Origin of the sequence: uncultured Erythrobacter sp., from assembly GCF_947492365.1 — a bacterium.
Classification (GTDB): domain Bacteria; phylum Pseudomonadota; class Alphaproteobacteria; order Sphingomonadales; family Sphingomonadaceae; genus Erythrobacter.
The window spans coordinates 234,960-259,917 of sequence record NZ_CANLMB010000001.1 but is presented as its reverse complement, the minus strand read 5'-3'; the positions used below and the strand labels follow the sequence as shown (position 1 = coordinate 259,917).

Genomic DNA, 24,958 nt, shown 5'->3' with positions numbered 1-24,958 from the left:
CCTCTCCGTCCTTACCCCCTCTACCGGCTCATCATCCCCGTCACGATCGACCCCAGAATGCCGCCCAGCGGGTTGCTGCCACCTTGCGCGCCGCCTGCGCCGCCGCCGGTTGCCTGTTTGGCCATATAGCCAGCCACCGCCATGGCCAGGATCGGGAGCATCTTTTTCAGCATCCCTTCGTCCAGTCCGGTCATGGCTGCAACTTCGCCAGCGACCGAGCGGCTAACATCCTTGCTGCCGAAGATATTGCCGAGGATATCGTTGCCCGGCTGCGACGGGGTTGGCTGCGTGCCCAGAACCGCATCGAGCAATCCGCCGCCGAGCATTCCGCCCAACCCGCCGCCAGCGCCGCCGCTGCTGCCACCGCCGCCAAGGATCGCACCAGCAAGGCCGCCCAGCCCGCCCATCGGATCAGGTGTCGATGTGCCGCCGGTCGCACTGCGGCCCATCCCGGCCACGATTGCGGGAAGCAGCGCGCCCGCCGCGGTCTTCGCGGTGGCTTCGTCAACGCCAAGTTCGCGCGCCATCGATGTGATCGCGCCGCTCTGCTGAAGCATGGTTGCAAGGCTCATTTGGGTTCTCCTGAAAGTTGGATCATTTGCGGCCGAACAGGCCAGAGGCGAGGCCGGCAATATCGTCGAGCGGATTGCCGTCGCCATCCTGGTCGAGCATGCTCATCACACCCGAAAGCGCCGAATTATCCTTCATACCCTCAGCGATACCGCCCAGTGCGCTTTCGCCGCCAAGTTGTGACAGAATGCCGCTCAAAGCCCCTGCATCGATGCCGGTCTTCTGTGCCGCCAGCTCGACAGTGTCGCCTTCCTGCTCGTGCGATGCGCCCAGCGCGGCCACAGCCTTTTCCGCCAGCGAGGGGTCCAGGCCGACCTTCTCTGCCAGCGCTGCAACCGTGTCCGGTGAACCGGCGACCTGCTTCATGATGCCGTCGAGAATGCTCATTTGGTAGTTCCCTTCAAGTGATGAGGGCGCATGCTAGCCGTTTGTCAGCGCACAAAAAAGGCCCCGCGCGGCGAACCGGGCGGGGCCTTTGCAAGAACTTGTATCTTTTGCGCGATTAGGCCGCGACAGGGGCCGCGTTGCGCACGCCTTCGTCAACATGCGCTTCGAACTCGGCGAAATTGTCGATGAAGAGCTGGACGAGCTTGGCCGCGGTGGCGTCATAGCCGTCCTTGTCCGCCCAGGTGCTGCGCGGGTCGAGGATCGTCTGGTCGATACCCTGCTCTGCCAGAACCGGCACGTGGACCGGCACGGCAAAGCCGAAATTGGCATCGTCGCGGAATTCAACCGTTTCCAGATCGCCGTCGAGCGCGGCGTTGAGCAGCGCACGCGTGGCCTTGATCGGCATGCGGTTGCCGGTGCCGTATTTGCCGCCGGTCCAGCCGGTGTTGAGCAGCCAGCACTGGACCTGCCCCTTGGCGATCCGCTCTTTCAGAAGGTTGCCATAGACGCTGGGGTGGCGCGGCATGAAAGGCGCGCCAAAACAGGTCGAGAAGGTCGCTTCAGGTTCGGTCACACCGATTTCGGTGCCCGCTACCTTGGCGGTATAGCCCGAGAGGAAGTGATACATCGCCTGCTCCGGCGTCAGCTTCGCAATCGGAGGCAGAACGCCGAACGCATCGGCGGTCAGCATCACGACATTCGACGGCACCGGCCCCATATTTTCTGCGCTGGTGTTGGGGATGTAGTCGATTGGATAGGCACCGCGTGTATTCTCGGCGAGCGTGTTGTCATCGAAATCCAGCTCGCGTGTTTCGGGGTCCATTACTACGTTTTCGAGCACCGTGCCGAAGCGGCGGGTTGTGGCGTAGATTTCCGGCTCGGCCTCTTCAGACAGACGGATCATCTTGGCGTAGCAGCCGCCCTCGAAGTTGAAGACCGCCGTATCCGACCAGCCATGTTCGTCATCGCCGATCAGCGTGCGCGATGCGTCGGCGCTGAGCGTCGTTTTGCCCGTGCCCGACAGGCCGAAGAACACCGCCGTCCTGCCGTCAGCGCTGATATTGGCCGAACAGTGCATCGGCATCACACCCTTGACCGGAAGCAGGTAGTTGAGAATGCCGAAGACGCTCTTCTTCATCTCGCCCGCATAACGCGTGCCGCCAATCAGGATCAGCTTTTCGGTCAGATTGACCGCGATCACGGTTTCCGAATTGGTCCCGTGACGCACCGGATCGGCCTTGAAGCTGGGCAGGTCGATGATCGTGTATTCGGGCGCGAAATCGCTCAGTTCTTCCGCCGTGGGCCGCACCAGCAGAGTGCGGATGAACAGGTTATGCCAGGCGAGCTCGTTGATAACGCGCACATTGACGCGGTGCTCCGGCTGCGAGCCGCCGAACAGGTCAGCCACATAGAGCGTGTCCTTCGTGCCGACCGCTTCCATGAAGTCTGCCTTCAAGTTGGCGAAGTGGTCCGGCGACATCTCGGCATTGACCTTGCCCCACCACACCGTGTCTTCGGTGGTCGCGTCGCGGACGATGAACTTGTCCTTCGCGCTGCGGCCGGTCTTTGCACCGGTTTGCACGACCAGCGCGCCGTGCTTTGACAAAGCGCCTTCTTTGGCTGCCAGCGAGGCTTCGACCAGCTCGGCTGTGCCAAGATTTGTGTGCAGTGTGGCTTCGGTTTCGATGCCCTGGGCACCGAGCGAATGGGCGAGGGGGATCACTTTAATACTCCTGAATGCGGCAGAAATTCGCGGCTCATCGGGATCAATCCGCCGGAAAACGCCGCAATGAGAGAAGTTGCAGCGATTCGAATTTTCTGGCGAAATCCCGATCCGCCAAGCGGCATAGAAGCGCGATTTGCCACCGTCAAACCGGACCCGCTCGTGCTGCAATGCACAATTCGCCGGCACTCAGTCGCCCCGCTTCGCCAAGTGCAATTATCCTGTTGTAAGCAGGCCGATATCGTCGAGAAATTGCGCAGCTTCGCGCCGCCGCATTGCGCAATTGATTGTTTCGCTCTCTCGAAACGGCTACTCCTTTTTTGCGAAATGCGGAGGAACTCAAAGCCACAATGGCCAGCGACATAAGCGAAATCCCTGGCGAATCTTCGCCAAACCAAGCGCAGGCAATTCCGGCCGAGCCTCAAGAGGCGTTTGAAATCGCGCTGGTGGACGATGATCGCAACATCCTCACCACCGTCTCGATCGCGCTTCAGGCCGAAGGGTTTGTGACGCGGCTCTATTCGGACGGCGAAACCGCCTTGAAGGCGCTGCTCGACAATCCGCCCGACCTCGCCGTGTTCGACATCAAGATGCCCAAGATGGACGGGATGGAATTGCTGCGGCGGGTGCGCGAACAATCACCGCTGCCGGTGATTTTCCTGACCAGCAAGGATGACGAAGAGGACGAGGAAGCGGGGCTGGAACTGGGCGCGGATGACTACATCGCCAAGCCGTTCAGCCTGCGCCTGCTCACTGCCCGCATCCGCGCGATCCTGCGCCGCGCCGAACCGGACCGCGCTATCGGTAATGAGGAAAGCGCCCCCGAGCCAGCCAATCCCAACATTGATCGCGGGCGGCTGTTCATGGACCCTGCGCGCCACCATGTGACATGGAACCAGAAGCCGGTGAGCCTGACTGTCACCGAATTCCTTATCCTCGAAGCGCTGGCAGCGCGGCCCGGTGTCATTAAGAGCCGCAACCAATTGATGGATGCCGCCTATCCCGACGACGTCTTCGTCGATGATCGAACGGTGGACAGTCATATCAAACGCATGCGGCGCAAGTTCCGCAGCGTCGACCCCGAATTCGGCGCCATCGACACGCTCTATGGCGCGGGATACAGTTTCACCGATGGCTGACACGGGCCAGCTCGACGTCAATACATCCCGCGCGGATCGGGTCGCTGGCGATCTGGCGTCCGAAGAGCAACCTGCCATTGGCCGTCTAGAAGAGCGCCGAGGCGTAACAGGTCGCTTCTCGCTCACTGCCCGCATTCTGATCGTCAACATCTTGCCGCTTGCGCTGCTTTCCGGCGGGCTTTTCTATCTCGACACCTACCGCACCCAGCTGATCCAGGAACGCTTCAAGCTCGCCCGCATCGAAGCCCAGATCACCGCCGAAGCGCTCGCTGGCGCAACCCGTCAACGGCAAGAGGCTCTGCTGGTCCAGATCGGACGCGAGCAAGGGATGCGGATGCGCATGTTCGATGCCGAAGGGCTGCTCTGGGCCGACAGTTTCGCGCTCGCAGAGCCAGCCTTTGTGCTCGACGACATCACCGATGATAGCTGGGACGAGGAATGGGCGCGCTGGCTTGACCGGACGGTCGACACCATCGTCAGCGCCGAGGCAGTGCCTGACTATGTCGAACCCGAAGCGCAAAACGCCAATGCCTTCCCCGAGCTGGTGCAGGCGCGCGAAGAGGGGCTTAGCCAGGTGCGTCTCTATGAATGGCTCGACGGGACCCCGGTAATCACCGCTGCAGCGCCGGTGGGTTTGAACGGCGCGACCTTGCTGACTGTGCGCAATGCGGTGGACATTACCGAAAGTGTCCGTTCGGCGCGTTCGGCGCTGGTGATTGCGGTGCTGGCAGTGCTGTTCGCCTCGGCTCTGCTCTCGCTCTATCTGGCGCGCACGATCGTAAGCCCGCTCCAATTGCTTGCACGGGCAGCGCAAAAGGTCCGTCAGGGCCGTGAGCGCGATGTCGAAGTGCCGCGCCTGCCCGAACGCAGCGATGAAATCGGTCAGCTCGCCCGCTCCGTTTCCGACATGACGCTCGCCTTGCGCCAGCGGATCGATGCGGTCGACAGCTTCGCCGCCGATGTCGCGCACGAGATCAAGAACCCGCTCGCAAGCTTGCGTAGCGCAGTCGAATCGCTGCCCAAGGTCAAGGACCCCGATCTGCGCCGTGAGCTGGAGCAAATCGCCACACATGATGTGCGCCGGATCGACCGGCTCGTCACCGAAATTTCCGATGCAAGCCGGATCGACGCAGAAATGTCGCGCGCGACGCTGGAAGATATCGACATGCGTGACCTGGTGCGTGCGATCATCGGCAGCCGAGAAAACCGCGCAGAGAATGCCGATCACCGGATCGATCTGATCTCTCAGGGTGCTCCAGCAATTGTGCTGGGCGTGGGAGCACGGCTTGAACGCGTCGTCGAAAACCTGCTCGACAATGCGGTTTCCTTCTCGCCGCCCGACGCACCGATCGAGGTCGCAATCGACAATGATGGCGAATGCGTAACCCTGACCGTTTGCGATTCCGGACCGGGCATCCCCGAAGACGCACGCGAAAAGGTGTTTCAGCGCTTCCATTCGGTCCGACCGGACACTGAGGATTTCGGCAATCACTCGGGCCTTGGCCTCGCCATTGCGCGGGTAATTGCCGAGGCACATGACGGCTCGCTCGTCGCAGAGGCGCGGCCGGACGGGAAAGACGGCGCCTGCCTTCGCTTGCGCCTCCCCGCATCGTGAGCAGCAAGCCTTCTACGATAGCGCAAGCGAGCTGCGTCGCCATCGATGGGCGCGCCTTGATGATCGAGGGAGAGCCGGGCAGCGGCAAGTCTTCGCTTACACTCGCGCTGATCGATCGCGGCGCGCAGCTCATCGGCGATGATGGTGTGACACTGCAGCGTGAAGGCGATGCAATCGTCGCGCGCCCTCCCCCCAATATCGCCGGATTGCTGGAGGTTCGCGGTGTCGGGCTGGTCGAACTGCCGCTCGCCCCGCCCACGCCGCTGGCGCTTATCTTGCAATTGGACGGAGCGGGCGAGAGGCTTCCTGAGCGCCTTCCCACCCGCGACATACTGGGTGTGGAACTGCCCGTTCTGGCGTTCGAGCCGGGCACTATCGCCCCTGCCGAGCGCGCCGAATGGGCTTTGCGCGTGCATGGAATTGGGTCTGCCTGAAGGCGCTGCCGTAACGGGACAATTGTAAAATCCTTCTTTCAATCCGCGAAGCAACGCGCGAAAAGCGTGCGCATGGACGCCCCCGCCCCATCCTCTCCTGACAAACGCCAGCGGTTGCTGCTCGTCACCGGCCTGTCCGGCGCTGGCAAATCGACCGCGCTCGACGTGCTTGAGGATCTGGGGTGGGAGACGATCGACAACTTCCCCGTTCGCATGCTCGAAAGGCTCGTTGGTGATCCCGATGGCGATGCGACTGCCCCGCGCGCACCGCTCGCGCTTGGTTTCGATTCGCGCACGAGAGGCTTTGTTCCGGCGGAGATTATCGAGCTGGTGAAGGAGCTTTCGGCGCGCGACGATATCGCGCTCACTTCGATGTTCATCGATTGCACCGGCGGCGAGCTGGAGCGGCGCTATAACGAGACACGTCGCCGTCACCCGATGGCGCAAGGGCGCACCGTGCAAGACGGCATCGCGGCAGAGCGCGAACTGCTCGAACCTTTGCGCCGCTGGGCAGAGATCGTGATCGACACCTCCGCCATGGCCAGCAACGAATTGCAAGAGCAGGTGCGCAGCCTGTTTGGCAGCGAAGGAGAAGGCGCGATGACGCTCACCATCTCCAGCTTCGGCTTCGCGCGCGGCATGCCGCCGCTTGCCGACCTCGTATTCGACATGCGCTTTCTCGACAATCCGCATTGGGTCGAGGGCCTGCGCGAACTGACCGGGAGAGACGAGCCTGTGGGCAAGCATATCGAGACCGATCCCGCATTCCACAAAGCCTTTGGCCAGATCCGCGACCTGCTCGAAACGCTGCTTCCTCGCTATGCCGCGCAGGGCAAATCCTATGTCCACGTCGCCTTTGGCTGCACTGGCGGGCGGCATCGCTCGGTCTTCACCGCTGAACGCATGGCGCAGGACTTGCGCAGCGCAGGATTTTCGCCCACTGTCCGCCATCGCAATCTGGCCTCCCGCGCCGCCGACGAGATCGAAGGTCAACGACGTTGAAGACAGCTTTGCGAAAGACGGTGGTGTTTGGGATAGCGGGCTTTCCGCTGGAAACGTACGGACGATAAATCGCGTATGATCGGTTTGATCCTGGTTACCCATGGCCGCCTTGCGGACCAATTCGTTGAAGCGATGGAGCATGTCGTCGGCAAGCAAGCGGCGATTGCGACCGTCTGCATCGGCCCCAATGACGATATGGAACAACGCCGCGCAGAGATCGCGGACAAGATCGACGTTGTCGAAAGCGGCAGCGGCGTCATCATCCTGACCGATCTGTTTGGCGGCACTCCCTCCAACCTTGCGATCTCGCTGCTTGATGCCGGGCAGGTCGAAGTGATCGCGGGGATCAACCTGCCAATGCTCATCCGTCTTGCCGGAGCGCGCAAGAGCATGGGCGTGGTCGAAGCGGTTGATGCCGCGCAGACCGCAGGCCGCAACTACATCACTGTGGCGAGCGAGCTGCTCGGCAGCGACAGCGAACCGCGCAGCGCAAGCGGCGGGAACTAGGGCACAGGGTCCATGAGCGAAGTTCGTCAATCGGTCACCATCGTCAACAAACGCGGGCTCCACGCAAGAGCCAGCGCGAAGTTCGTCGGGGCGGTATCGGCGCTTCCCGAAGGCGCCGAAGTGCGCGTCGCCAAGGGCGGCAATGAAGCGGCGGGCGGCTCGATCCTCGGCCTGATGATGCTTGGCGCGGCGAAGGGCGATGATGTCGAACTGATCGTCGGCGGCACCGATGCCGATGGCGTTTTGGCGCAATTGGTGGCGCTGGTCGAAGACGGCTTCGGCGAAGAATAGCCCGATAGGACAGGCGCGATGCGCAAACACATTTCGGGTTTCTCCAATCCAACGGTCAAATATCTGCGCAGCTTGCGCGACAAGAAGCACCGCAAGCGCGCGGGCCAGTTTCTGGTCGAGGGCCTGCGCCTGCTCGAAGATGCGCGGGCCAGCGGGCGCGTGCCGCGGCAGGTCGTCATGGCCGAGGGCCGCGAGGAGCACGAATTGCTCTCCCGGCTCGAAGGCGAAGTCGCAGCGGCGGGCGGCGAAGTCATCACCACCACGCCCGACATCCTCTCCAAGATCACCGGCAAGTCGAACTCGCAAAGCGTTGTCGGCGTGTTCGACGAGTTCGACACCGCGCTCTCTGCACTCGAGCGCGATGCGGCGGCAATCTGGCTCGTCGCTCAGGACCTGCGCGATCCCGGCAACCTTGGCACCATGCTGCGCACGGGTGACGCGGTGGGTGCAGGCGGGCTGATCCTGATCGACGATTGCGCCGATCCGTTCAGCGCCGAAGCCGTGCGGGCCAGCATGGGCGCGGTGTTCACGCTCGGTCTGGCGCAGGCGCGGTGGGAGGAGTTTCTGCCGTGGCTGCGCAGCGGGTCCGGCCAGCTGGTCGCCGCGAGCCTGCGCGATGCCGTGCCCTATCGCGAAGCGCCTTATGCTGCGCCTTGCTTCATCCTTGTCGGCAACGAATCGCAAGGTCTGCCTGAGGCTTACGAGGCCGAATGCGACCTGCGCGTGACGATGCCGATGCGCGGGCGCGCCGACTCGCTCAATGCAGCGGTCGCCGGTGCGGTGCTGGCCTACGAGGTGTTCGACGCGCTCGATTGATCCGCGCCGGTTCATATCACCGCATTCTCCTCTGAAGTGGACCGCGCAAGTGGGGTCTTTGAAAAACTTTTCCGCCCCGCTTGAGGCTGGTTGCTGGCCGCTTGTAGTCGCTGGTCCTTGAACCGCCGGATCAGCCGCAAGAGCGCGGAATTGTCAGCTTTTCGCTCGATCGCAACCACGCGGCCGAAGTAGAGAACCGGCTTCACAAGTCCCGCTTCGAACCGTTCGACCAGCTCGTCTCGTGTAACCTTTCGCCAATCCATCCTGATGGGCGGCAATTTGCCCGTGCCCGGCTGCGCCAGAATGCTGTCCCAAGCGCGCGCGAAACTCGCCGCATCGGGGCGGGCTCGGAGGCGGTAGGCGCTCATGCGCGACATGCCCACACGGCGCGCAGCGGTGATGACAGTGCCGGAGAGGTAAAGCTCGGCGAGAAACAGGCACTGGCGCACTTCGCACCACCCATCAGCGCGCGAGCGGGTCTGCACAGGGCGGAAGAAATGCGGCTTGCGGCGGGTGCGGTGGGCTGGGACCGGTTTGCGGGTGGCTAGGTTAGCGTAGTTTTCCATCCGCCAGTGTGGAGCAGAAAACCGCGCTGTAGGAAAATGGGCTGGCAATCTCGAGCCGTCACCCCGGACTTGATCCGGGGTCCCGCTTTCTTTGGACCGGTCCACTGCTGCAAGAAGCGGGACCCCGGCTCGGGGGCCGGGGTGACGGGGAGCTATTTGGCCCTATTCAGCCGCGTCCTTGCGCTCTTCTTCGAGCATGAAGCCGTCGTCCTCGACCGCTTCCGCGTCTGCCGCATTGTAGCGGGGCGCTGACTCGACCAGCGGCACGTCTTCGATCTCACTCGCGATCTCGAGGCCCTTCTCGGCAAGCCGTTTGCCGGAGGACAGAACGTTGCGCTCAAAGCTCCCGACGAACTTGTTGTAATTGTTGACCGCGCTTTCGAGGCCTCCGCCAACGCGTTTCAAGTGGTCGGCTGCGGTCTTGAGACGACCATATAGCTCCGCGCCCATCCGTCCGATTTCTTGCGCCTCTTTCGCCAGCCCGTCCTGCCGCCAGACCTGCGCGACCGTGCGCGCAATCGCGACAAGGTTGGTGGGCGTCGCCAGCAAGACGCGGCGCTCGAACGCGAAGTCCCACAAGGTGGGATCGGCATCCAGAGCGGCGGTCACAAAATGCTCGCCCGGAATGAACATGATGACGTAGTCGGGCGCTTCCTCGAACTGGCTTTGATAGCTCTTCGCGCTCAAAGTCTGGACGTGGTTACGCATGGATTTGGCGTGCGATTCCAGCTCGCGCTTGCGGGTGTCGTCATCATCGGCCTCGAACGCGGCCTGATAGGCATTCAATGAAACTTTGGAATCGATCACCAGCTTCTTCTGACCCGGCACATTGATGATCGCGTCGGGGCGCAGACGGCCCTCTTCGGTGTCGATCGAATGTTCCAGTTCGAAATCGGTATGCTCGGCCAACCCGCATTGTTCGAGCAGGTTTTGCAGCGCCCGCTCGCCCCAGCGCCCGCGCGCCTTGGGGGCGTTGGTAAGCGAATTGCCGAGTCGCTGCGCTTCGCGCCGGACCTCTTCCTGCCCTTCGCGCATCGACTGGATCAAGCCGTTCAATTGCCCGAAGGCATCCACGCGTTGCTTCTCGAGCGATTCGACCTGCTTTTCGTATTTTTCCAGCCGCTCACCCACTGGTGCGAGCAGCGTCTTGATCTTGGCCTCGCCGGTTGCTTCGGATTGCTTGAAGCGTTCCTCGGCGCGTTTGAGGAAGTCTTCCTGATTGGCCTTGAGCACTTCCGCACCGGTCGCCTTGAACTGCGCGAGCATCTCCTCGCGCGCCTCTTTCATCTGCGCCATCTGGCGTTCGAAATTGGCCTCGTTCGCTTCGAGTGTCGCCACTTTGATCTGCGATTCGCCCAGCTCGGCGATCGACTTGCGAAACTTCTCGTCCAGCTCCTTCGCCGCAGCCTCTCGCTCACCCAGCCGCTCGCGCAGTTCGGCCACAGGACGCGAGGCAAAGAACCACGCCGCGCCGCCGCCCAGGGCCGCGCCGATGATCAGAAAGAGAGCAAGAAGAATCGGTTGTTCCATCGCGCCCTTATAGCACGGAACAAATTAGGAACACCAGCGCTTTGTAGGATATCCCCGACTAAGAAGCTGGATCCCGGATCAAGTCCGGGATGACGTTGGTGCGTGTGAAGCGAGAAACGGTCCGCAGGACCGCAAGGGCGCCTAAACTAATGGGCGCCCGCCCGCAGCGGGTGCGGCATGCCGCACATCTAGCGAGGACGCTCCCACGGAGGTGGGAGCGCAAAACAAACTACGCCGCCGCCCTCAACTTCTTCAGCTTCTTCAGCGCCATCTGCCGCTTCAAGCGCGAAAGGTGGTCGATGAAGAGGATGCCTTCCAAATGGTCCATCTCGTGCTGCAGGCAGGTTGCGAGCAGGCCTTCGAGGGCCTCTTCGTGGTGGTTGCCGTCGAGGTCCTGATACTGGACCGTGCAGGTCGCGGGGCGGTCCACATCGGCGTAGATTTCGGGGACCGAGAGGCAGCCTTCGTTGAAGGTCGACAGATCCTCTGCCGGATCGAGGATCACCGGATTGACGAAGACGCGCGGCTCTTTCTTGGTCGCGGGATGCGTGTGTTTGTGGCCGTCATGATCACACTCGACCGGCTCGGCGTCGGGGTCGTCGGGCTGCAAGTCGATCACCAGCAGACGCTTGGGAATGCCGACCTGAATTGCCGCCAGACCGATGCCGGGCGCGTCATACATCGTCTCTAACATGTCCTCAGCGAGCTGTTTGAGCTCGTCATTGAACTCTTGCGGCTCGACGGGGACGGAGACGGTCTTGAGCCGGGGGTCCGGCACTTCGAGGATTTCAAGGATAGCCATGGGGGAGCAGATAATCGCGCTGGCGGGATTATTCAACGGCGCGTTTACTCCACCGGACGCCGTGCCCTCAATGCCTGTGCGAGCGTGCCTTCGTCGAGGTAGTCGAGCTCGCCCCCGACCGGCAGGCCGTGGGCGAGCTGGGTGATGCGGACCTTGTGCTCCTCCAGCCGCTCGGCGAGGTAATGCGCAGTGGTCTGCCCCTCCAGCGTGGCGTTCATGGCGAGCACGACTTCGTCGACGGCTCCATCAGCAACGCGGGTGAGCAGCGAGGCGATGTTGAGGTCTTCCGGCCCCACCCCGTCGAGCGCGGAAAGCTTTCCGCCCAGCACATGGTAGCGGCCCTGAAACAACCGCGCGCGGTCGAGCGCCCAGACATCGGCGACATCCTCCACCACACAGAGCGCGCGCGCATCGCGGCGGTGATCGGCGCAAATACCGCAGGGGTCGACCGTGTCGACATTGCCGCAGGTTTCGCATTCGACCAGCGTCTCGGACACGGCAGCGAGCGTTTCGAGCAAGGCTGGCAAAGCGCCTTCGCGGTTCTTGACCAGCCACAGCACCGCCCGTCGCGCGGATCGCGGGCCGAGGCCGGGCAAACGGGCCAGAGCAGAGGATAAAGCTTCGATCTCTTGCGATGCCATGGGGGGAGAGATAGGGGCTGGAACCCATTCGAGAAAGGCCCACCGGACCCGTCATGCGCATCATTTTCATGGGAACGCCCGATTTTGCGGTGCCAGCACTGGTCGCACTCCATGCGGCTGGGCACGAGATTGCCTGCGTTTACTCGCAGCCGCCGAGCCGTTCGGGACGGGGCAAGAAGCTGCGCCCCTCGCCGGTTCACGCGAAGGCCGAGGAGTTGGGGATCGCGGTTCGCACGCCCAAGAGCTTGCGCGGTGAAGAGGCGCAGGTGGAGTTTGCGGCGCTCGGGGCCGATGTTGCGGTGGTGGCGGCTTACGGATTGATCCTGCCGCAGCCTGTGCTCGACGCGCCCACTCACGGATGCCTCAACATTCACGCCTCGGTCCTGCCGCGCTGGAGGGGGGCTGCGCCGATCCACCGCGCTGTGATGGCGGGCGATCAAGAGACCGGCGTGACGATCATGCAGATGGAGGCGGGCCTCGATACAGGACCGATGCTCCATATCGTGCGCACGCCGATTGCGGCCAAAACCACGGGCGAGTTGACCGCTGAACTGGCCGAGCTGGGCGCAGGCGCGATGGTGGAGGTGCTGGCGGGCCTTGGCGGATACGCGCCTCAGCCGCAGGACGATGAAGCCGCGACCTACGCTCCCAAGATCGACAAGGCAGAAGCGCGGATCGGCTGGTCGCGACCCGCTGGCGAGATTGTGCGGCATGTGGCTGGCCTCGCGCCGTTTCCGGGGGCGTGGTTTGAATTGGGCGAGGAGAGGGTGAAACTGCTGCTCGCCGAAGAAGTTGCAGGCGCAGGTTCGCCGGGCGAAGTGCTGGATGCCGACTTCACTATCGCTTGCGGGACCGGCGCGCTCCGCCCCCTGAGGCTCCAGCGCGCGGGCAAACCGGCGATGGACCGCGAGGATTTCCTGCGCGGGCGGGCGGTCGAAGTGGGCACGCGCCTCGCATGACCCGTTTCGCGCTGACCATTGAATTTGACGGCACGCCCTTTTTCGGCCTCCAGCGCCAGAAGCACGGGCCGAGCGTGCAGCAATCGATCGAAGACGCGCTTAACTCGATTACCGGCGAAAAGGCGGTGCTGCACAGCGCGGGGCGGACCGATGCGGGGGTCCATGCGCTCGCCATGCGCAGCCATGTCGATCTGGAAAAGGACATTGAGCCTTTCCGCCTGATGGGCGCGATCAATGCGCATCTTCGCCCTGACCCGATTGCCATTCTCGCCTGCGAAAAGGTGAGCGAGGACTGGCATGCGCGCTTTACCTGCACCGGGCGGCGCTATCTCTACCGCATCGCCAATCGCCGCGCGCCACTGACCCTGACCAAGGGCCGCGCGTGGCAGGTTGCACATGATCTCGACGTTGAGGCGATGCATGAGGCTGCGCAGGCGCTGGTGGGCAAGCACGATTTCACCACCTTCCGATCTGCCCATTGTCAGGCGAAGGATCCGGTAAAATCGCTCGACCGGCTTGATGTCGAGAAGGCCCAAACCCCGTGGGGCGAAGAGGTCCATATCCACGCCGCCGCGCGTTCATTCCTCCACCATCAGGTGCGCTCAATGGTGGGCTGTCTGAAGCTGGTCGGACAGGGCACTTGGCCCATCGAACAGGTGCGCGAAGCCCTCGAAGCCAAAGACCGTAGCAAATTAGGACTTAACGCGCCGCCCCAAGGTCTATACTTCGTCGAAGCAATCTATCCCGAAGACGCGATCTGTCCGCAAGACGAAGGCTAGCCGATGTCCAACTGGTACAAGATACCCAAGAGCACCAGAATGACGCAGCGCGAATATCGCGCGAATATCGAAGGCATCAATATCGTCTTTGGCGCGGTGCTGGGCTTTGTTCTGGTCGGCGCGGAGGGCTTGCCGGTCTTCGATTTCGTGCTGATGCTGGTGATGAGCGCTTCGATTGTCGTTCTGATCCTCTATCTGGGGTCGAGCGAGTATAAGTTGTTCTACGCCGTCCTCACCGCCGCCACGATCATTGCCCTGCCCTTTATCGCTGAAGACCTTTTCAGCCTTACCAGAGTCCCCAAATTACAGCCCACGCTCGCGATCTGGGCGCTTATGGTCGCTGGCGTTGAACTGATCCCGCGAACCCAGTCCGAACCCGATTCCACTCAGGAGAATACCGAATGACCACGACCGGAAAACAGCTTTTCACCACGCTTTCAGCAGACGGCAAACTGACGCTCGAGATCAGCGAGGAGAGCTTTCCCGCGCCCACCGGCAATCAGGTACTGGTCAAGATGGAAGCCGCGCCGATCAATCCGTCGGACCTTGCGATCCTGACCAGCGCGGCGGATTTTGAAACCGCCGAATATTCGGCTGGCAAGGTTGTCGCCAATATGCCCGAACCGTTCCTGTCAGGGCAAAAGGGCCGCCACGGCCAGCGTCTGCCAGCGGGTAACGAAGGCGCGGGCACCGTTGTCGCAACCGGCGACAGCGACATGGCCAAGGCTCTGATGGGTCAGCGAGTCGCCTGCGTTCCGGGCAATGCGTTCAGCCAATATGCGATTGCCGATGCGATGATGTGCCTGCCGCTGGGCGAACACGACGCCGAAACCGGCGCGTCGAGCTTTGTGAACCCGATGACCGCTCTGGGCTTTGTCGAGACCGCGCGCATGGAAGGCCACAGCGCGATCATCCACCTCGCCGCAGCGTCAAACCTTGGCCAGATGCTCAACAAGATCTGCCTCGAAGACGGAATGGGCCTGGTCAATATCGTGCGCCGTCAGGAGCATGTCGACCTGCTCAAATCGCAGGGTGCGACTCATGTCGTGAACTCGTCGGACGATGATTACATGGCGCAGCTCCGCAAAGCGATTGAAGAGACGGGCGCCTATCTCGGCTTTGACCCCATTGGCGGCGGTCAGGCGACCGACGGCGTCTTGAAAGCGATGGAACAGGTCGCGTCGAGCAAGATGGGCGAGTTTTCGCGCTACGGCTCTTCGCAGGACAAGAAGATGTACATGTATGGCCGTCTGGACCTCCAGAACCCGACCATCCTTACACCGTCCTACGGCCTGCAATGGACCGTTTCGGGCTTCCTGCTGACCCCGTTCCTGCAAAAGGTTGGCATGGAAACCGTGGTGAAAATGCGCACCCGCGTGCAGCAAAACCTCACCACCACCTTCGCCTCGCATTACAAGGCCAAGGTCAATCTGGAAGAGATGCTGACCAAAGACGCGATCACCGATTATCGCCAGATGAAAACCGGCGAGAAGTATCTGGTTACGCCTTGGGGGTGAGAGGGACTTGCCAGATCAGAAGCAACATGTTGAATTAAGAGGGGTATTGGCGTGGAAATTACTCTACCGCTGTTCGCATTGGGATGCCTGTTCGGCCTTGTAAATATCTGGATGTTTCAAGGTCTGATCGACTGGGCCATCACCAGCCGTTTCATGGACGATCCTGTGAAGGGTAAGATACTTTCCACGCTGCTGGCCTATATGCTCGGCGCCCTGACGTATCTGGCTCTAAGCGATTTGTGGCTAGGCTTCGTGCTCTATATTCCCGGCGCGCTGCTGATCGGTTTCCTTGAAGTACGCAAAGGCGCGCGGATGCAGCAGACGGCGCTGGACAGCGACGAGACGGCGACGTTCGAATAGAGCTGGAGCGTAGAGCTAAGGACTATCAAAGGCGCTCTGGATTGCATCCGGGGCGCCTTTTCCGTTGGCGAGCAGCACCATCAGAAGGATCCGCGCCTTTTGCGGGTTAAGCGCGCGGGCGGCGATGAAGCGGTTGGCGTCGTCCTCCGGCTCGCGGTCGACCAGCCCTTCGTCAACGCGGCTGGCGCGCACGACCGCTAGGCCTGCCTGCGCGCGCTCGACCAGCAATTGGCGCACCGGATCGGGCAGGTTGCCCTCGCCCACTCCGGCAACCACCAGCCCGCGAATGTCATCGCCCAGCAGCCGCTCAGCCGTCCAAGTCTCCAGACCGCCAGTTGCATAGAGAACGGGCACGCGGGGAAATTCTGCCGGGAAAGCGTAGCGCGCGCTGGTGTTGTCGCGCCACGGCTTGCCGAACCAGTCGAGCGCGGCGGGAGTGACCACCGCGACACTGCCGCGCGGAAAGCCGCGAAAGGCATCGTCGGTCCCGCGCGTGCGAACCTTGCGCGCATCTCTCGCCGCCAGCACCCGGTCGCCCATCACCACCAGCACTCCGCGCCCGCTGGCTTCCGGATCGCCTGCGACGCGCACGGCATTCACGAAATTGCGCATTCCGTCTGATCCCACCGCATCGGCGGGCCGCATCGCGCCAACCATCACCACCGGCTTGGTCGCAGGCAGGGTCAGGTCGAGCAGGAACGCGGTTTCCTCCGCCGTATCGGTGCCGTGGGTGATGACGACGCCGTCCACCGCATCATCCGCCATCGCGTCGGAGATCGCGGAATGAAGCGCGCGCCACACATCCGGGCCGATGTCTTCCGAGCCGAGATTGGCGATCTGCTTGCCCGTCAGCTCCGCTTGCATACCCAGATGCGCCGCATCCTCGAGCCATTCGTCGATCCCGATCTGGCCGGGACGATATTCATGGCGCAGGGCATCGCCGGCGATCCCGGCAATCGTGCCGCCGGTGCCCAGAACCAGAAGTCGCGGAAGTGTTTTGGCGTTGCTCATAGGGAGCGCCTTTAGCCCCCTCGCCCGGCAAACCCAAAATTTTTTGCGCCCCTCATGGATTAAAGCGCGGCGCGGGTCCGTTCTCCCTCTGACCGGACGGTTCACCGCCGGGATCTAAACAGATTTGGAGACAGACTATGAAACTCACCCGCACCGCCATCGTGATCGCCGCCGGCCTCATCGCCGCTTCGACCCAGGCCGCCGCCCCGATGCTCTATGAAGAGCAGGTCGCGCGCACCGAAGAACAGCGGATCATCAACGCACCCATCGCTGGGATCGAGAACCGCTTCTGGTTCGATTACCGCATCGACATCACCGAGGCTCAGAAAGAGCTGCGCAGCGACCTCAATCGCGCCAGCGACCTCGAAGACCAGCGCGACGCCTGGGAAGAATACGCCAACGAACTGCGCGAAGAACGCAAGGATTACATCGAGGAAATGGCCGAGCGCGGCTATCGCTACGGCACCATCACCATCGGATAAAACCCGCATCAAGAGAGCCTGTTAAGGGCCAATGGGGGGAAGGGATCGGCAGCAATGCCGGTCCCTTTTTCTCGTTTGTTTGTGTTTCCTCGGGGCAGCTCCTCCGCTTCGCTGCGGGCCCCTGCGGGCGGCCTTCAGGTGGCGCATCCGCGCCGTCTGCACCTTCGGTTTCGACTCCGCCCTTGCGGTCCTTTGGACAGTTTTGTGTCGGTAGGGTTTGTTTGATCAGCGCCAAGGTGCGTTCCTGCGGAAGCAGGAACCCATTGGAGGAGCGGTTGCTGTGCTGCTGGACTCCTGCTTTCGCAGGATATCACGGATTATGAAGTAATGAGAGCCTAGCGCCAGCCCTTCGCTTGCGCCTCGGCCTCTGCCTCGGCGTCCAGCGCATCGCCGGCGGCCATGTCTTGCGCGGCTGCCAGCAGATCGCCTTCGCTGCCTGCCTGGCGGAATTCGGTAGCCTGTGCGCCGTCCAGCATCATTTCGCGCTCGATCGACCAGCCCTGCTCGCTGCGGCAGGCGATCCCGCCCACCGATCCGCTGCGATAGGTGCGGCAATAGCGCCCCCGATCATTCTCAAAGCTGAGCAATATCTGTGTGCGCGAATCCGCTGGTTGGCTGGCGACAAGCTGGTTGTCGAGCGCAGCGGCGAGCTGCGGGGTCGGGGTGCCATCGGGCACAAACGGATCACTGGGCACATTGCCCGGAACCAGCACCACCGCTGCGACAACCGCCGCAGCCATGGCAGGACCAACCCAAACACCCCAACGCCGCACTGCAGGCGCAAGCCCGCGTTTTTGGCGCGCAGCGGCAAAGCTGACGACCTCGCCCTCAGGCGCAGTGTCTTCCTTGGGTTGCAACAGCGCAGACAGATGCTCCGGCACCGGCTGGTCCAGCACCGGCGCGAAATGCGCGCCCAGCGTGTCTTTGAGCTTGCGGTGCGCCGCGACCTTGCGGGCAAGCGCCGGATCAGCCGCAATCGCGGCTTCGACCTCGGCCAATGCCGCACCTTCAAGCTCGCCATCGGCATAGGCGGCTATCTGTTCTTCACTGATGCTCATGGTGTGTCCTCCAGCATCGCAGCCAGCGCATCGCGCCCGCGCACAAGGCGCGAATTGAGCGTGCCGACGGGGCAGTCGGCGATCTGCGCGGCTTCCTTGTAGGAATAGCCCTCGACCATCACCAGCAGCACAGCCTCGCGCTGATCCTCTGGCAGGTTCTGCATCGCGCGGTCCACCATCGACAGTTCGACATGCGCTTCCTGCGCACCGTCAGAGCCGACCGACAGGCCCGCATCCTCGTCCACGAATGTTTCGCGGCGGCGCGAGACCGCTCGTCCTTCATCTATGAAAATATTGCGCATAATCCGGTACATCCAGCTGTCGAGCCGTGTGCCATCCTGCCATTGATCCCGGCGGGTGAGCGCGCGCTCGATTGTCATCTGGCACAAATCGTCGCCGTCGGCCGCCGAACCGGCGAGCCCGATCGCAAACCGCCGTAAGCGCGGCAGCAGGTCGAGAACTTGCTGTTCGAACGTCTTTTCCAGCTCTTGTGCCTTTTCGTATGGATGAAACGGATGGCGCGCTTCGTTTCATCCATGCTTAATGCAAAAGATCGGATAGAAACAATCATGCGCTTCAAACTGCTCACAATTCTGGCTGCTCTGATCGTAGCCAGTCCGCTCGCTGCACAATTGCAGGTGCCCGGAACCGGCGTCGGCGTCGGCGTTCCTCCGGTGGGCGGAGCGCTGGGCGATGCGACCGACGCGTTGGGCCGCACGCTCGACGGGCTTGACGAGCAGGTCCAGCGCGAGGCGCGCAGCCTTCTGCGTGCGCGCGACCGCACCCTGTCTCGCCTGCTGCGTCGCAACCGCGACGTGATCGAGCGCGATGCCGATGGCGATCTGGCGCGGCGCGGTGAGCTGATCGCGTTCGGCCTCAACGAACCCTATCGTTTTGCCCTGATAGACGCCGGCTTCACATCTTTGGGTCGCGAGTCAATTGAGGGGCTGGACCTCTCATTCACCCGTCTGGCCGTGCCAGAAGGCATGGATTTGGCCGATGCGCAGGCGCTTGCGGGCGAGGTTGCACCGGGTGTCGAGATTGCCCCTGACCATCTGCACTTCCAATCGGGCAATGCACTGGCTGCACCTGCCAGCCTGCCGATGATGGTCCAATCCGCGACGCCTATTTCCGTAGAAGTCGGTGTGATTGACGGAGCCCCCGCCCCCGCCATCGGGGTCATGTCGGAACGCGGCTTTGCCCGCGGCGCTCCCAAGCCGTCCGACCATGGCAGCGCGGTGGCGAGCCTGCTTCGCAGCGCGGGTGTCACCCGCATTCGCATCGCCGATGTCTATGGTGAGGATCCCGCGGGCGGCAACGCGCTGGCCATCGCCCGCGCACTGGGCTGGCTGGTCGAAAATGGCAGCAAAGTCGTCTCGGTCAGCCTGGTCGGCCCGCGCAACGCCTTGGTCGAACGCGCCGTCAACGCAGCCCGCACGCGCGGAGTGGTGATCGTCGCCGCGGTGGGCAATGACGGGCCAGCAGCCCCGCCGGCCTTCCCCGCCTCTTACGAAGGCGTCGTCGCAGTCACAGGCGTTGACCGGCGCGAGCGCGCGCTGATCGAGGCAGGCCGCGCGCTCCACCTCGATTACGCTGCTCCCGGCGACCGGGTCTATGCGATGGATGCGCGCGGACGGGTAAAGAGCTGGCGCGGAACCAGTTTCGCAACACCTCTGGTCGCAGCCCGCATCGCCGCCGCCCTCCAGCGCGGCCGAAACTGGCGCCGCATCACCGATGCAGAAGCGCGCGATCTGGGCGCACGCGGTCCCGACGATATCTATGGTCGCGGGCTGCTTTGCAGAGGCTGCGGCGAGTGAAACTGAATTTTTTTCGCGGGTTCGTGGATTAAATCCGAAAGCCCGTCCGTTTTCCTTCCGAGCGAGCAAGACACCCCCTCTTGTTCGCCCCAAATTGAAGAAGGAACACGAAACCATGAAAAAGCTTATTCTCACAGCAAGTGCAATCGCTCTCATCCCCGCCGCTGCCCATGCGCAGCTGCTTGGCGGCGGTGGCGGTCTCGGCGGCGGCCTCGGTGGATCGCTCGGCGGCTCCATCAGCAACTCGATCGGTTCCACTATCGACAACACCACCCGCTCGGTCCGCAGCACCGTTGACAGCACAGCCAATGGCTCGGCTGCAACCGATGGCGATCAGAATGTCGACGCAAGCAATGGCAGCGTAAATGCCAATCGCAGCGCGGGCGGCTCGATCGCCGGTTCGACCGCAAGCCTCACCGACCTCGCAGTTCCGGGCCTGAGCAACAGCGCGAACGGTTCGGCCATTGGTCAGGCTTCGGGCAATGGCAATGCCAGCGCTCAACTGATCGGCACCGATGCCGTTACCGGCGCGGTTGCTCCGCTTGCAGGTCAGGCGCAGAATTTCGCAGGCAGTGCAGCAGGAACCGCCTCAAGCACCGCAACGGGCGCAGTCAATAGCGCTCCGATGCCGGGTCTGCCTGCTATCGGCGGTGCTTCTGGTGGCGCAAACGGCGAAGGTTCGGCGTCGGGCAATGGCTCTGCCTCACTGATGTCGACCCCGCTGGCTGTTGCCGGAACCGCCGCTTCTGCCGGTCAGGGCGCTGCAACTGTAACGCCCGGCATGCCGGTGATGACGCCCGAAGGCGCTTCGCTGGGTCAGGTCAGCCAGATCGTTGCCGATGGTAGCGGACAGGTCGAACAGGTCATCGTGACGCAAGGCAATGTCAGCCGCGCTCTGCCCGCCAGCATGTTCAGCGCAAACGGCGATGCCCTGATCGCCGGTCAGGCGCAGGGCAGTGCCTCCTCGCAGGATGATGCGGAACGCACCGAACCTGCTGGAGGCGAAGCAAACTAACGAATTTGACCCCCCGGCTTGCCCGCTGCCCCACTCACCTTTAGCGGCAAGCCAACCTCAAGAGGCGGGTACTCAAACGAGCGCCCGCCTCTACTTTTTTGCCTGAAGTGAAGATCGCAATTGATTTTGAACCTTTTGGCGCTAGATAGCGCTCACCCATCGCGCCAAATGAGGCGCGCAAGGCCGTGGGGCGATTAGCTCAGTTGGTAGAGCATCTCGTTTACACCGAGAGGGTCGGCAGTTCGAGCCTGTCATCGCCCACCACGTTTTCTCTCGCGGCAATTGGCCCAAACACAGTTTGGTCGAATGCCTGCCGAGGGGGCGGCCTGACCGGCCGGCGCGCGCCCGATTCTTTGGCGCGCTTGCGAACTCTGCGAGTTCGAGGTGATCCTCAGACGGTCCCCAACCTACCCATCCGAAAATGCTTCATTGAGCGTCCGCCGCAATCGCCTCGCGCACTTGCGCAATCGCGTCCTCGCTGTCCCAGGCATATTCGCCCGCCACGCGGAAAATCTCGCGGCCCTCGGCATCGAACAGGATCGTCATGGGCAGCAGACCGCCTTCCGATAACTCCTGTCCCAGCGCATTGGTGGGATCGAGCCACATCTCGAGCCGCTCGAACCCCTCGCGTTCGAAGAAGGGAATCACCACTTCAGCCCCGCGAATGTCCTGACTGACGGTCAGCACGCGCAGATCGCCCTCCATCTCGCCCGCCAATGTTTCCAGCGCGGGCATCTCCACGCGGCACGGCACGCACCATGTCGCCCACAGATTGACCAGCACCGGCTGATCGAGCGCGGCCAAGTCGAGCACATTGCCCTCAGGGTCTTCGAATGTCAGCGCAGGCAGCTCGGTCCCCGCAAAGGCGCGCACGATTTGGCCGGGCAGCTGCGGCGGTTGAGGAGCCTCGCTTGCCCCGTCCCTAGCAGTGGTTTCTTGCGCGCCGCTCCCCTGCCCACTATCGCAAGCCGCCAATGTAAGCGCCGCAAGGCTGACGAAAGCACAGACACGAAGCATGAGCGACTCCAAAAACACGATGTGGGGCGGGCGTTTCGCCGAAGGGCCTAGCGCGATCATGCGCGAAATCAATGCCTCGATCCCATTCGACAAGGCGCTGTGGCGCGAAGATATCCGCGCGTCCAAGGCGCATGTGGCGATGCTGGGCGCGCAGGGAATCGTAACGGCAGACGACGCAGCGACGATCAGCGGCGGGCTCGACCAGATTGCCGCCGAATATGAGCGCGACGGCGTGCCGGTCGACTGGGATCTGGAAGACATCCACATGACGGTCGAGGCGCGGCTGACTGAGCTGGTCGGACCGGTTGCAGGGCGCCTGCACACCGCACGCAGCCGCAACGATCAGGTCGCGACCGATTTCCGTCTGTGGGTGCGCGCCGCCAATGCTCGTGCGCTTGTAGGGCTAGGTGCATTGCGCAACGCTCTGGTCGAGCGGGCGGGCGAGCATGCCGAGACGATCATGCCCGGCTTCACCCATCTCCAGACCGCTCAGCCGGTGACTTTGGGCCACCATTTGATGGCCTATTACGAGATGCTCACCCGCGATGCCGCGCGGTTTGCAGCGGCGCAGGAGCGGCTCGATGAGTGCCCGCTCGGTTCCGCCGCTTTGGCAGGCACAGGCTTTCCGATTGACCGCGAGGCGACCGCTCAGGCTCTCGACTTCGCTGCCCCGACCCGCAATTCGCTCGACGCCGTGTCCGACCGCGACTTCGCGCTCGATTACCTGATGGCGGCGAGCCAATGCGCGATCCACCTCTCGCGCCTCGCCGAGGAGCTGATCCTGTGGGCGAGCCAGCCTTTCGGTTTCGCTTCGCTGCCCGATAGCCTTTCAACCGGCTCCTCGATCATGCCGCAAAAGCGCAATCCCGACGCCGCCGAACTGGTGCGCGGCCATTCGGGGCGGATAATCGGCGCGTGCACTTCGCTGATGATCACAATGAAAGGTCTGCCCCTCGCCTATTCGAAGGACATGCAGGACGACAAGCCGCCGCTCTTCGAGGCCGCGGGCCTGTTCGACCTGTGCCTTGCCGCGATGACCGGCATGATCGCCGAAACGACCTTCAAGCCCGAGCGGATGCGCGCAGCCGCGCAGGCGGGCCACGCCACCGCCACCGATCTCGCCGACTGGCTGGTGCGCGAGGCCGACATTCCCTTCCGCGAGGCGCACCACATTACCGGCGAAGCGGTGAAACTGGCCGACAGCAAGGCGTGCTCGCTGGAGGAACTCGCGCTCGCCGACCTACAGGCGATCGACGCGCGGATTGATGATCAGGTGTTCAAGGCGCTTTCGATCGACGCCTCGGTCGCAAGCCGAGCCTCCTATGGCGGGACCGCGCCCGATCAGGTAAAGCTGCGCGTTGCCGAAGCGCGTAGAGCGCTCGGACAGGAAACGAACACGGAGCTATGATGCGCATCGCCCTTACCCTTGCCGCAATGCTGGCGCTGACCGCCTGCGGTGCGCGCGCGCCGCTCGAACCGGCAGCAGGCAGCAGCCTGCCTCCCGCCGCACACGGCACGCAGGAAAGCGCCGATGTCGAGCAGTTGCTCGAACTCCCCGCCCTCGCCGCGCCCGAACGCAGCGTGGAACTGCGCCGACGCTCCGAAGAGCGCGAAGACGACCCTTTCGACCTCCCCCCCGAATAGACCGAGTTTCATGGACCATTTTGCTTTGAAAGACGGCGTGATGCACGCCGAGGACGTGCCGCTGCCGCTGATCGCGGATGAGGTGGGCACGCCGGTCTATGTCTATTCGCGCGCTACGCTGGAGCGGCATGCACGGGTGTTTCGCGCAGCGCTCGACGGCGTTCCCGACAAGCTGATCGCCTTTGCGGTCAAGGCCAATCCGAACCTCGCCGTGTTGCGGACCTTGCAGCAGCAGGGTTACGGCGCGGATGTCGTTTCGGTGGGCGAGATGCGTCGCGCGCTGGCAGCCGGGATTGCGCCTGCAAAGATCGTCTTCTCCGGCGTGGGCAAGACGCGCGCTGAGCTTGACGCCGCGCTCGATGCAGGGATCGGCCAGTTTAATATCGAGAGCGAGGAAGAAGGCCTCGAACTTGCCGAACTGGCCGCCGCTAAGGGAATGGAAGCGGCCTGCGCGCTGCGGATCAACCCCGATGTCGATGCGGGCACACATGACAAGATTTCGACCGGCAAGGCGGACAACAAATTCGGCGTTCCGATCAGCGAGGCTGGGCAGATATTCGGCAAGCTTGCTGGACAGCCCGGCGTCAATCTGCGCGGCGTGGCGGTGCATATTGGTAGCCAGCTTGCTGATCTCGCCCCGCTGGAACGAGCGTTCGAGAAGCTGGGCGAGCTGGTCAAGAGCCTGCGCGGAGCTGGGCACACGATCACTCATGTCGATCTGGGCGGCGGGCTTGGTGTGCCTTATCGCAAGGGTGAGGAGCTACCCTCTCCGGCGGAATATGGCGCGATGGTTGCGCGGGTGACAGCCGACTGGGGCGTGAGCCTGATTTTCGAACCCGGCCGCGTGATTGCGGGGAATGCGGGCGTTTTGCTGACCCGCGTGGTGCGGGTGAAGCGCGGGATCAACGATCCTTTCGTGATCGTCGATGCGGCGATGAACGACCTTGCGCGGCCAGCGCTTTACGGTGCCTATCACGACTTCTCTGCGGTCGAACCCGACGGCACGGACATGACCGCCAATATCGTCGGACCAATCTGCGAGACCGGCGACACCTTTGCGATGGGGCGCGAGTGCGACCGGCTGCGCGCAGGCGATCTGGCCGTGTTCCGCACCGCTGGAGCTTACGGCGCAACCATGGCTTCGTCCTACAACTCGCGCGGCTTTGTCGCCGAAGTGCTGGTCGACGGGGACAAGTTCGCTGTCGTCGCCGACCGGATCGACGCTGGCGAGATCATGGACGCCGAGCGGGTGCCGGAATGGTTGGCCTAGGTTCCG

29 protein-coding genes and 1 tRNA gene are annotated in these 24,958 nt (G+C 63.0%); 19 read left to right on the top strand and 11 right to left on the bottom strand.

Annotated features, from left to right (window positions below; genetic code table 11):
- Positions 1-20 precede the first annotated feature (20 nt).
- The 3 genes from Q0887_RS01230 to Q0887_RS01220 all read right to left on the bottom strand — a co-directional run bounded on the left by Q0887_RS01230 (position 21) and on the right by Q0887_RS01220 (position 2,680).
- A complete protein-coding gene (locus Q0887_RS01230) occupies positions 21-572 on the bottom strand; it encodes a DUF937 domain-containing protein (RefSeq protein WP_299191660.1) in 552 nt (183 codons plus the stop codon).
- Positions 573-594: 22 nt separating this feature from the next.
- The gene (locus Q0887_RS01225; RefSeq protein ID WP_299191658.1) at positions 595-957 is read right to left on the bottom strand and encodes a hypothetical protein; all 363 of its coding nucleotides are present in this window, start codon (positions 955-957) and stop codon (positions 595-597) included.
- Positions 958-1,072: 115 nt separating this feature from the next.
- Positions 1,073-2,680, bottom strand: coding sequence for a phosphoenolpyruvate carboxykinase (locus Q0887_RS01220; RefSeq protein ID WP_299191657.1), 1,608 nt, complete (start codon positions 2,678-2,680; stop codon positions 1,073-1,075).
- A 350-nt stretch (positions 2,681-3,030) separates the two neighbouring features.
- Between Q0887_RS01220 and Q0887_RS01215 the strand changes: the two genes are divergently transcribed.
- From Q0887_RS01215 to Q0887_RS01185, 7 genes are all read left to right on the top strand, one after another.
- On the top strand, positions 3,031-3,819 hold the full coding sequence (locus tag Q0887_RS01215) for a response regulator transcription factor (protein WP_299191656.1): 789 nt from the start codon (positions 3,031-3,033) through the stop codon (positions 3,817-3,819).
- A complete protein-coding gene (locus Q0887_RS01210) occupies positions 3,812-5,434 on the top strand; it encodes a stimulus-sensing domain-containing protein (RefSeq protein WP_299191654.1) in 1,623 nt (540 codons plus the stop codon). The genes Q0887_RS01215 and Q0887_RS01210 overlap by 8 nt, the downstream gene beginning before the upstream one ends.
- Complete coding sequence (locus Q0887_RS01205) at positions 5,431-5,868, top strand: HPr kinase/phosphatase C-terminal domain-containing protein (RefSeq protein ID WP_299191652.1); 438 nt, start codon at positions 5,431-5,433, stop codon at positions 5,866-5,868. Before Q0887_RS01210 ends, Q0887_RS01205 begins: the two co-directional genes overlap by 4 nt.
- A 72-nt stretch (positions 5,869-5,940) precedes the next feature.
- Complete coding sequence (gene rapZ / locus Q0887_RS01200; RefSeq protein ID WP_299191650.1) at positions 5,941-6,870, top strand: RNase adapter RapZ; 930 nt, start codon at positions 5,941-5,943, stop codon at positions 6,868-6,870.
- 75 nt (positions 6,871-6,945) lie between these two features.
- Entirely contained in the window at positions 6,946-7,377 is a 432-nt protein-coding gene (locus tag Q0887_RS01195) for a PTS sugar transporter subunit IIA (RefSeq protein WP_299191649.1), read from the top strand.
- Between the two features lie 12 nt (positions 7,378-7,389).
- Positions 7,390-7,668 (top strand): HPr family phosphocarrier protein, encoded by a 279-nt coding sequence (locus tag Q0887_RS01190; RefSeq protein ID WP_299191647.1) that lies wholly within the window; start codon positions 7,390-7,392, stop codon positions 7,666-7,668.
- An 18-nt stretch (positions 7,669-7,686) separates the two neighbouring features.
- Positions 7,687-8,484: an RNA methyltransferase gene (locus Q0887_RS01185; RefSeq protein WP_299191645.1), complete on the top strand. Its 798-nt coding sequence runs from the start codon at positions 7,687-7,689 to the stop codon at positions 8,482-8,484.
- 11 nt (positions 8,485-8,495) lie between these two features.
- Here the strand turns inward: Q0887_RS01185 and Q0887_RS01180 are convergent, their stop codons facing one another.
- The 4 genes from Q0887_RS01180 to recR all read right to left on the bottom strand — a co-directional run bounded on the left by Q0887_RS01180 (position 8,496) and on the right by recR (position 12,023).
- Positions 8,496-9,050 carry a hypothetical protein gene (locus Q0887_RS01180; RefSeq protein WP_299191642.1) on the bottom strand — a complete coding sequence of 185 codons (555 nt, stop codon included), beginning with the start codon at positions 9,048-9,050 and terminating at the stop codon, positions 8,496-8,498.
- Between the two features lie 162 nt (positions 9,051-9,212).
- Positions 9,213-10,580, bottom strand: coding sequence for a DNA recombination protein RmuC (gene rmuC / locus Q0887_RS01175; RefSeq protein WP_299191639.1), 1,368 nt, complete (start codon positions 10,578-10,580; stop codon positions 9,213-9,215).
- A 229-nt stretch (positions 10,581-10,809) separates the two neighbouring features.
- Complete coding sequence (locus Q0887_RS01170; protein WP_299191637.1) at positions 10,810-11,382, bottom strand: peptide deformylase; 573 nt, start codon at positions 11,380-11,382, stop codon at positions 10,810-10,812.
- A 44-nt stretch (positions 11,383-11,426) separates the two neighbouring features.
- Positions 11,427-12,023 carry a recombination mediator RecR gene (gene recR, locus Q0887_RS01165; RefSeq protein ID WP_299191635.1) on the bottom strand — a complete coding sequence of 199 codons (597 nt, stop codon included), beginning with the start codon at positions 12,021-12,023 and terminating at the stop codon, positions 11,427-11,429.
- 53 nt (positions 12,024-12,076) lie between these two features.
- Between recR and fmt the strand changes: the two genes are divergently transcribed.
- The 5 genes from fmt to Q0887_RS01140 are packed head-to-tail and all read left to right on the top strand — an operon-like array spanning position 12,077 to position 15,638.
- Positions 12,077-12,982 (top strand): methionyl-tRNA formyltransferase, encoded by a 906-nt coding sequence (gene fmt / locus Q0887_RS01160; protein ID WP_299191633.1) that lies wholly within the window; start codon positions 12,077-12,079, stop codon positions 12,980-12,982.
- A complete protein-coding gene (truA, locus tag Q0887_RS01155) occupies positions 12,979-13,761 on the top strand; it encodes a tRNA pseudouridine(38-40) synthase TruA (RefSeq protein ID WP_299191631.1) in 783 nt (260 codons plus the stop codon). The genes fmt and truA overlap by 4 nt, the downstream gene beginning before the upstream one ends.
- A 39-nt stretch (positions 13,762-13,800) precedes the next feature.
- Positions 13,801-14,166: a hypothetical protein gene (locus Q0887_RS01150; RefSeq protein WP_299191630.1), complete on the top strand. Its 366-nt coding sequence runs from the start codon at positions 13,801-13,803 to the stop codon at positions 14,164-14,166.
- Positions 14,163-15,278, top strand: coding sequence for a zinc-binding dehydrogenase (locus Q0887_RS01145; protein WP_299191628.1), 1,116 nt, complete (start codon positions 14,163-14,165; stop codon positions 15,276-15,278). Before Q0887_RS01150 ends, Q0887_RS01145 begins: the two co-directional genes overlap by 4 nt.
- A 51-nt stretch (positions 15,279-15,329) precedes the next feature.
- Entirely contained in the window at positions 15,330-15,638 is a 309-nt protein-coding gene (locus Q0887_RS01140) for a hypothetical protein (protein ID WP_299191626.1), read from the top strand.
- A gap of 15 nt (positions 15,639-15,653) precedes the next feature.
- On the opposite strand, the gene Q0887_RS01135 is transcribed toward Q0887_RS01140, so the two are convergent.
- Positions 15,654-16,649 carry an asparaginase gene (locus tag Q0887_RS01135; protein ID WP_299191624.1) on the bottom strand — a complete coding sequence of 332 codons (996 nt, stop codon included), beginning with the start codon at positions 16,647-16,649 and terminating at the stop codon, positions 15,654-15,656.
- 137 nt (positions 16,650-16,786) lie between these two features.
- On the opposite strand from Q0887_RS01135, the gene Q0887_RS01130 reads away from it, so the two are divergent.
- Positions 16,787-17,131: a hypothetical protein gene (locus Q0887_RS01130; RefSeq protein WP_299191623.1), complete on the top strand. Its 345-nt coding sequence runs from the start codon at positions 16,787-16,789 to the stop codon at positions 17,129-17,131.
- 335 nt (positions 17,132-17,466) lie between these two features.
- On the opposite strand, the gene Q0887_RS01125 is transcribed toward Q0887_RS01130, so the two are convergent.
- Both Q0887_RS01125 and Q0887_RS01120 read right to left on the bottom strand, forming a co-directional pair.
- Complete coding sequence (locus tag Q0887_RS01125; protein WP_299191621.1) at positions 17,467-18,189, bottom strand: hypothetical protein; 723 nt, start codon at positions 18,187-18,189, stop codon at positions 17,467-17,469.
- The gene (locus Q0887_RS01120; RefSeq protein WP_299195160.1) at positions 18,186-18,674 is read right to left on the bottom strand and encodes an RNA polymerase sigma factor; all 489 of its coding nucleotides are present in this window, start codon (positions 18,672-18,674) and stop codon (positions 18,186-18,188) included. The genes Q0887_RS01125 and Q0887_RS01120 overlap by 4 nt, the downstream gene beginning before the upstream one ends.
- An 84-nt stretch (positions 18,675-18,758) precedes the next feature.
- Here Q0887_RS01120 and Q0887_RS01115 point away from each other — a divergent pair, with 84 nt between their 5' ends.
- From Q0887_RS01115 to Q0887_RS01105, 3 genes are all read left to right on the top strand, one after another.
- Positions 18,759-20,006 (top strand): S8 family serine peptidase, encoded by a 1,248-nt coding sequence (locus tag Q0887_RS01115; protein WP_299191619.1) that lies wholly within the window; start codon positions 18,759-18,761, stop codon positions 20,004-20,006.
- Positions 20,007-20,121: 115 nt separating this feature from the next.
- Positions 20,122-21,021, top strand: a complete 900-nt coding sequence (locus Q0887_RS01110) for a hypothetical protein (RefSeq protein WP_299191617.1) — start codon at positions 20,122-20,124, stop codon at positions 21,019-21,021.
- A 188-nt stretch (positions 21,022-21,209) separates the two neighbouring features.
- Positions 21,210-21,285, top strand: a tRNA-Val gene (locus Q0887_RS01105).
- A 162-nt stretch (positions 21,286-21,447) separates the two neighbouring features.
- Here the strand turns inward: Q0887_RS01105 and Q0887_RS01100 are convergent.
- The gene (locus Q0887_RS01100; RefSeq protein ID WP_299191615.1) at positions 21,448-22,038 is read right to left on the bottom strand and encodes a TlpA disulfide reductase family protein; all 591 of its coding nucleotides are present in this window, start codon (positions 22,036-22,038) and stop codon (positions 21,448-21,450) included.
- A gap of 19 nt (positions 22,039-22,057) precedes the next feature.
- On the opposite strand from Q0887_RS01100, the gene argH reads away from it, so the two are divergent.
- From argH to lysA, 3 genes are read left to right on the top strand one after another with little or no spacing between them, the layout of a single operon-like run.
- Entirely contained in the window at positions 22,058-23,446 is a 1,389-nt protein-coding gene (gene argH, locus Q0887_RS01095; RefSeq protein WP_299195158.1) for an argininosuccinate lyase, read from the top strand.
- Positions 23,443-23,682: a hypothetical protein gene (locus Q0887_RS01090; RefSeq protein WP_299191613.1), complete on the top strand. Its 240-nt coding sequence runs from the start codon at positions 23,443-23,445 to the stop codon at positions 23,680-23,682. Before argH ends, Q0887_RS01090 begins: the two co-directional genes overlap by 4 nt.
- 10 nt (positions 23,683-23,692) lie before the next feature.
- Positions 23,693-24,952, top strand: coding sequence for a diaminopimelate decarboxylase (gene lysA, locus Q0887_RS01085; RefSeq protein WP_299191611.1), 1,260 nt, complete (start codon positions 23,693-23,695; stop codon positions 24,950-24,952).
- Positions 24,953-24,958 lie beyond the last annotated feature (6 nt).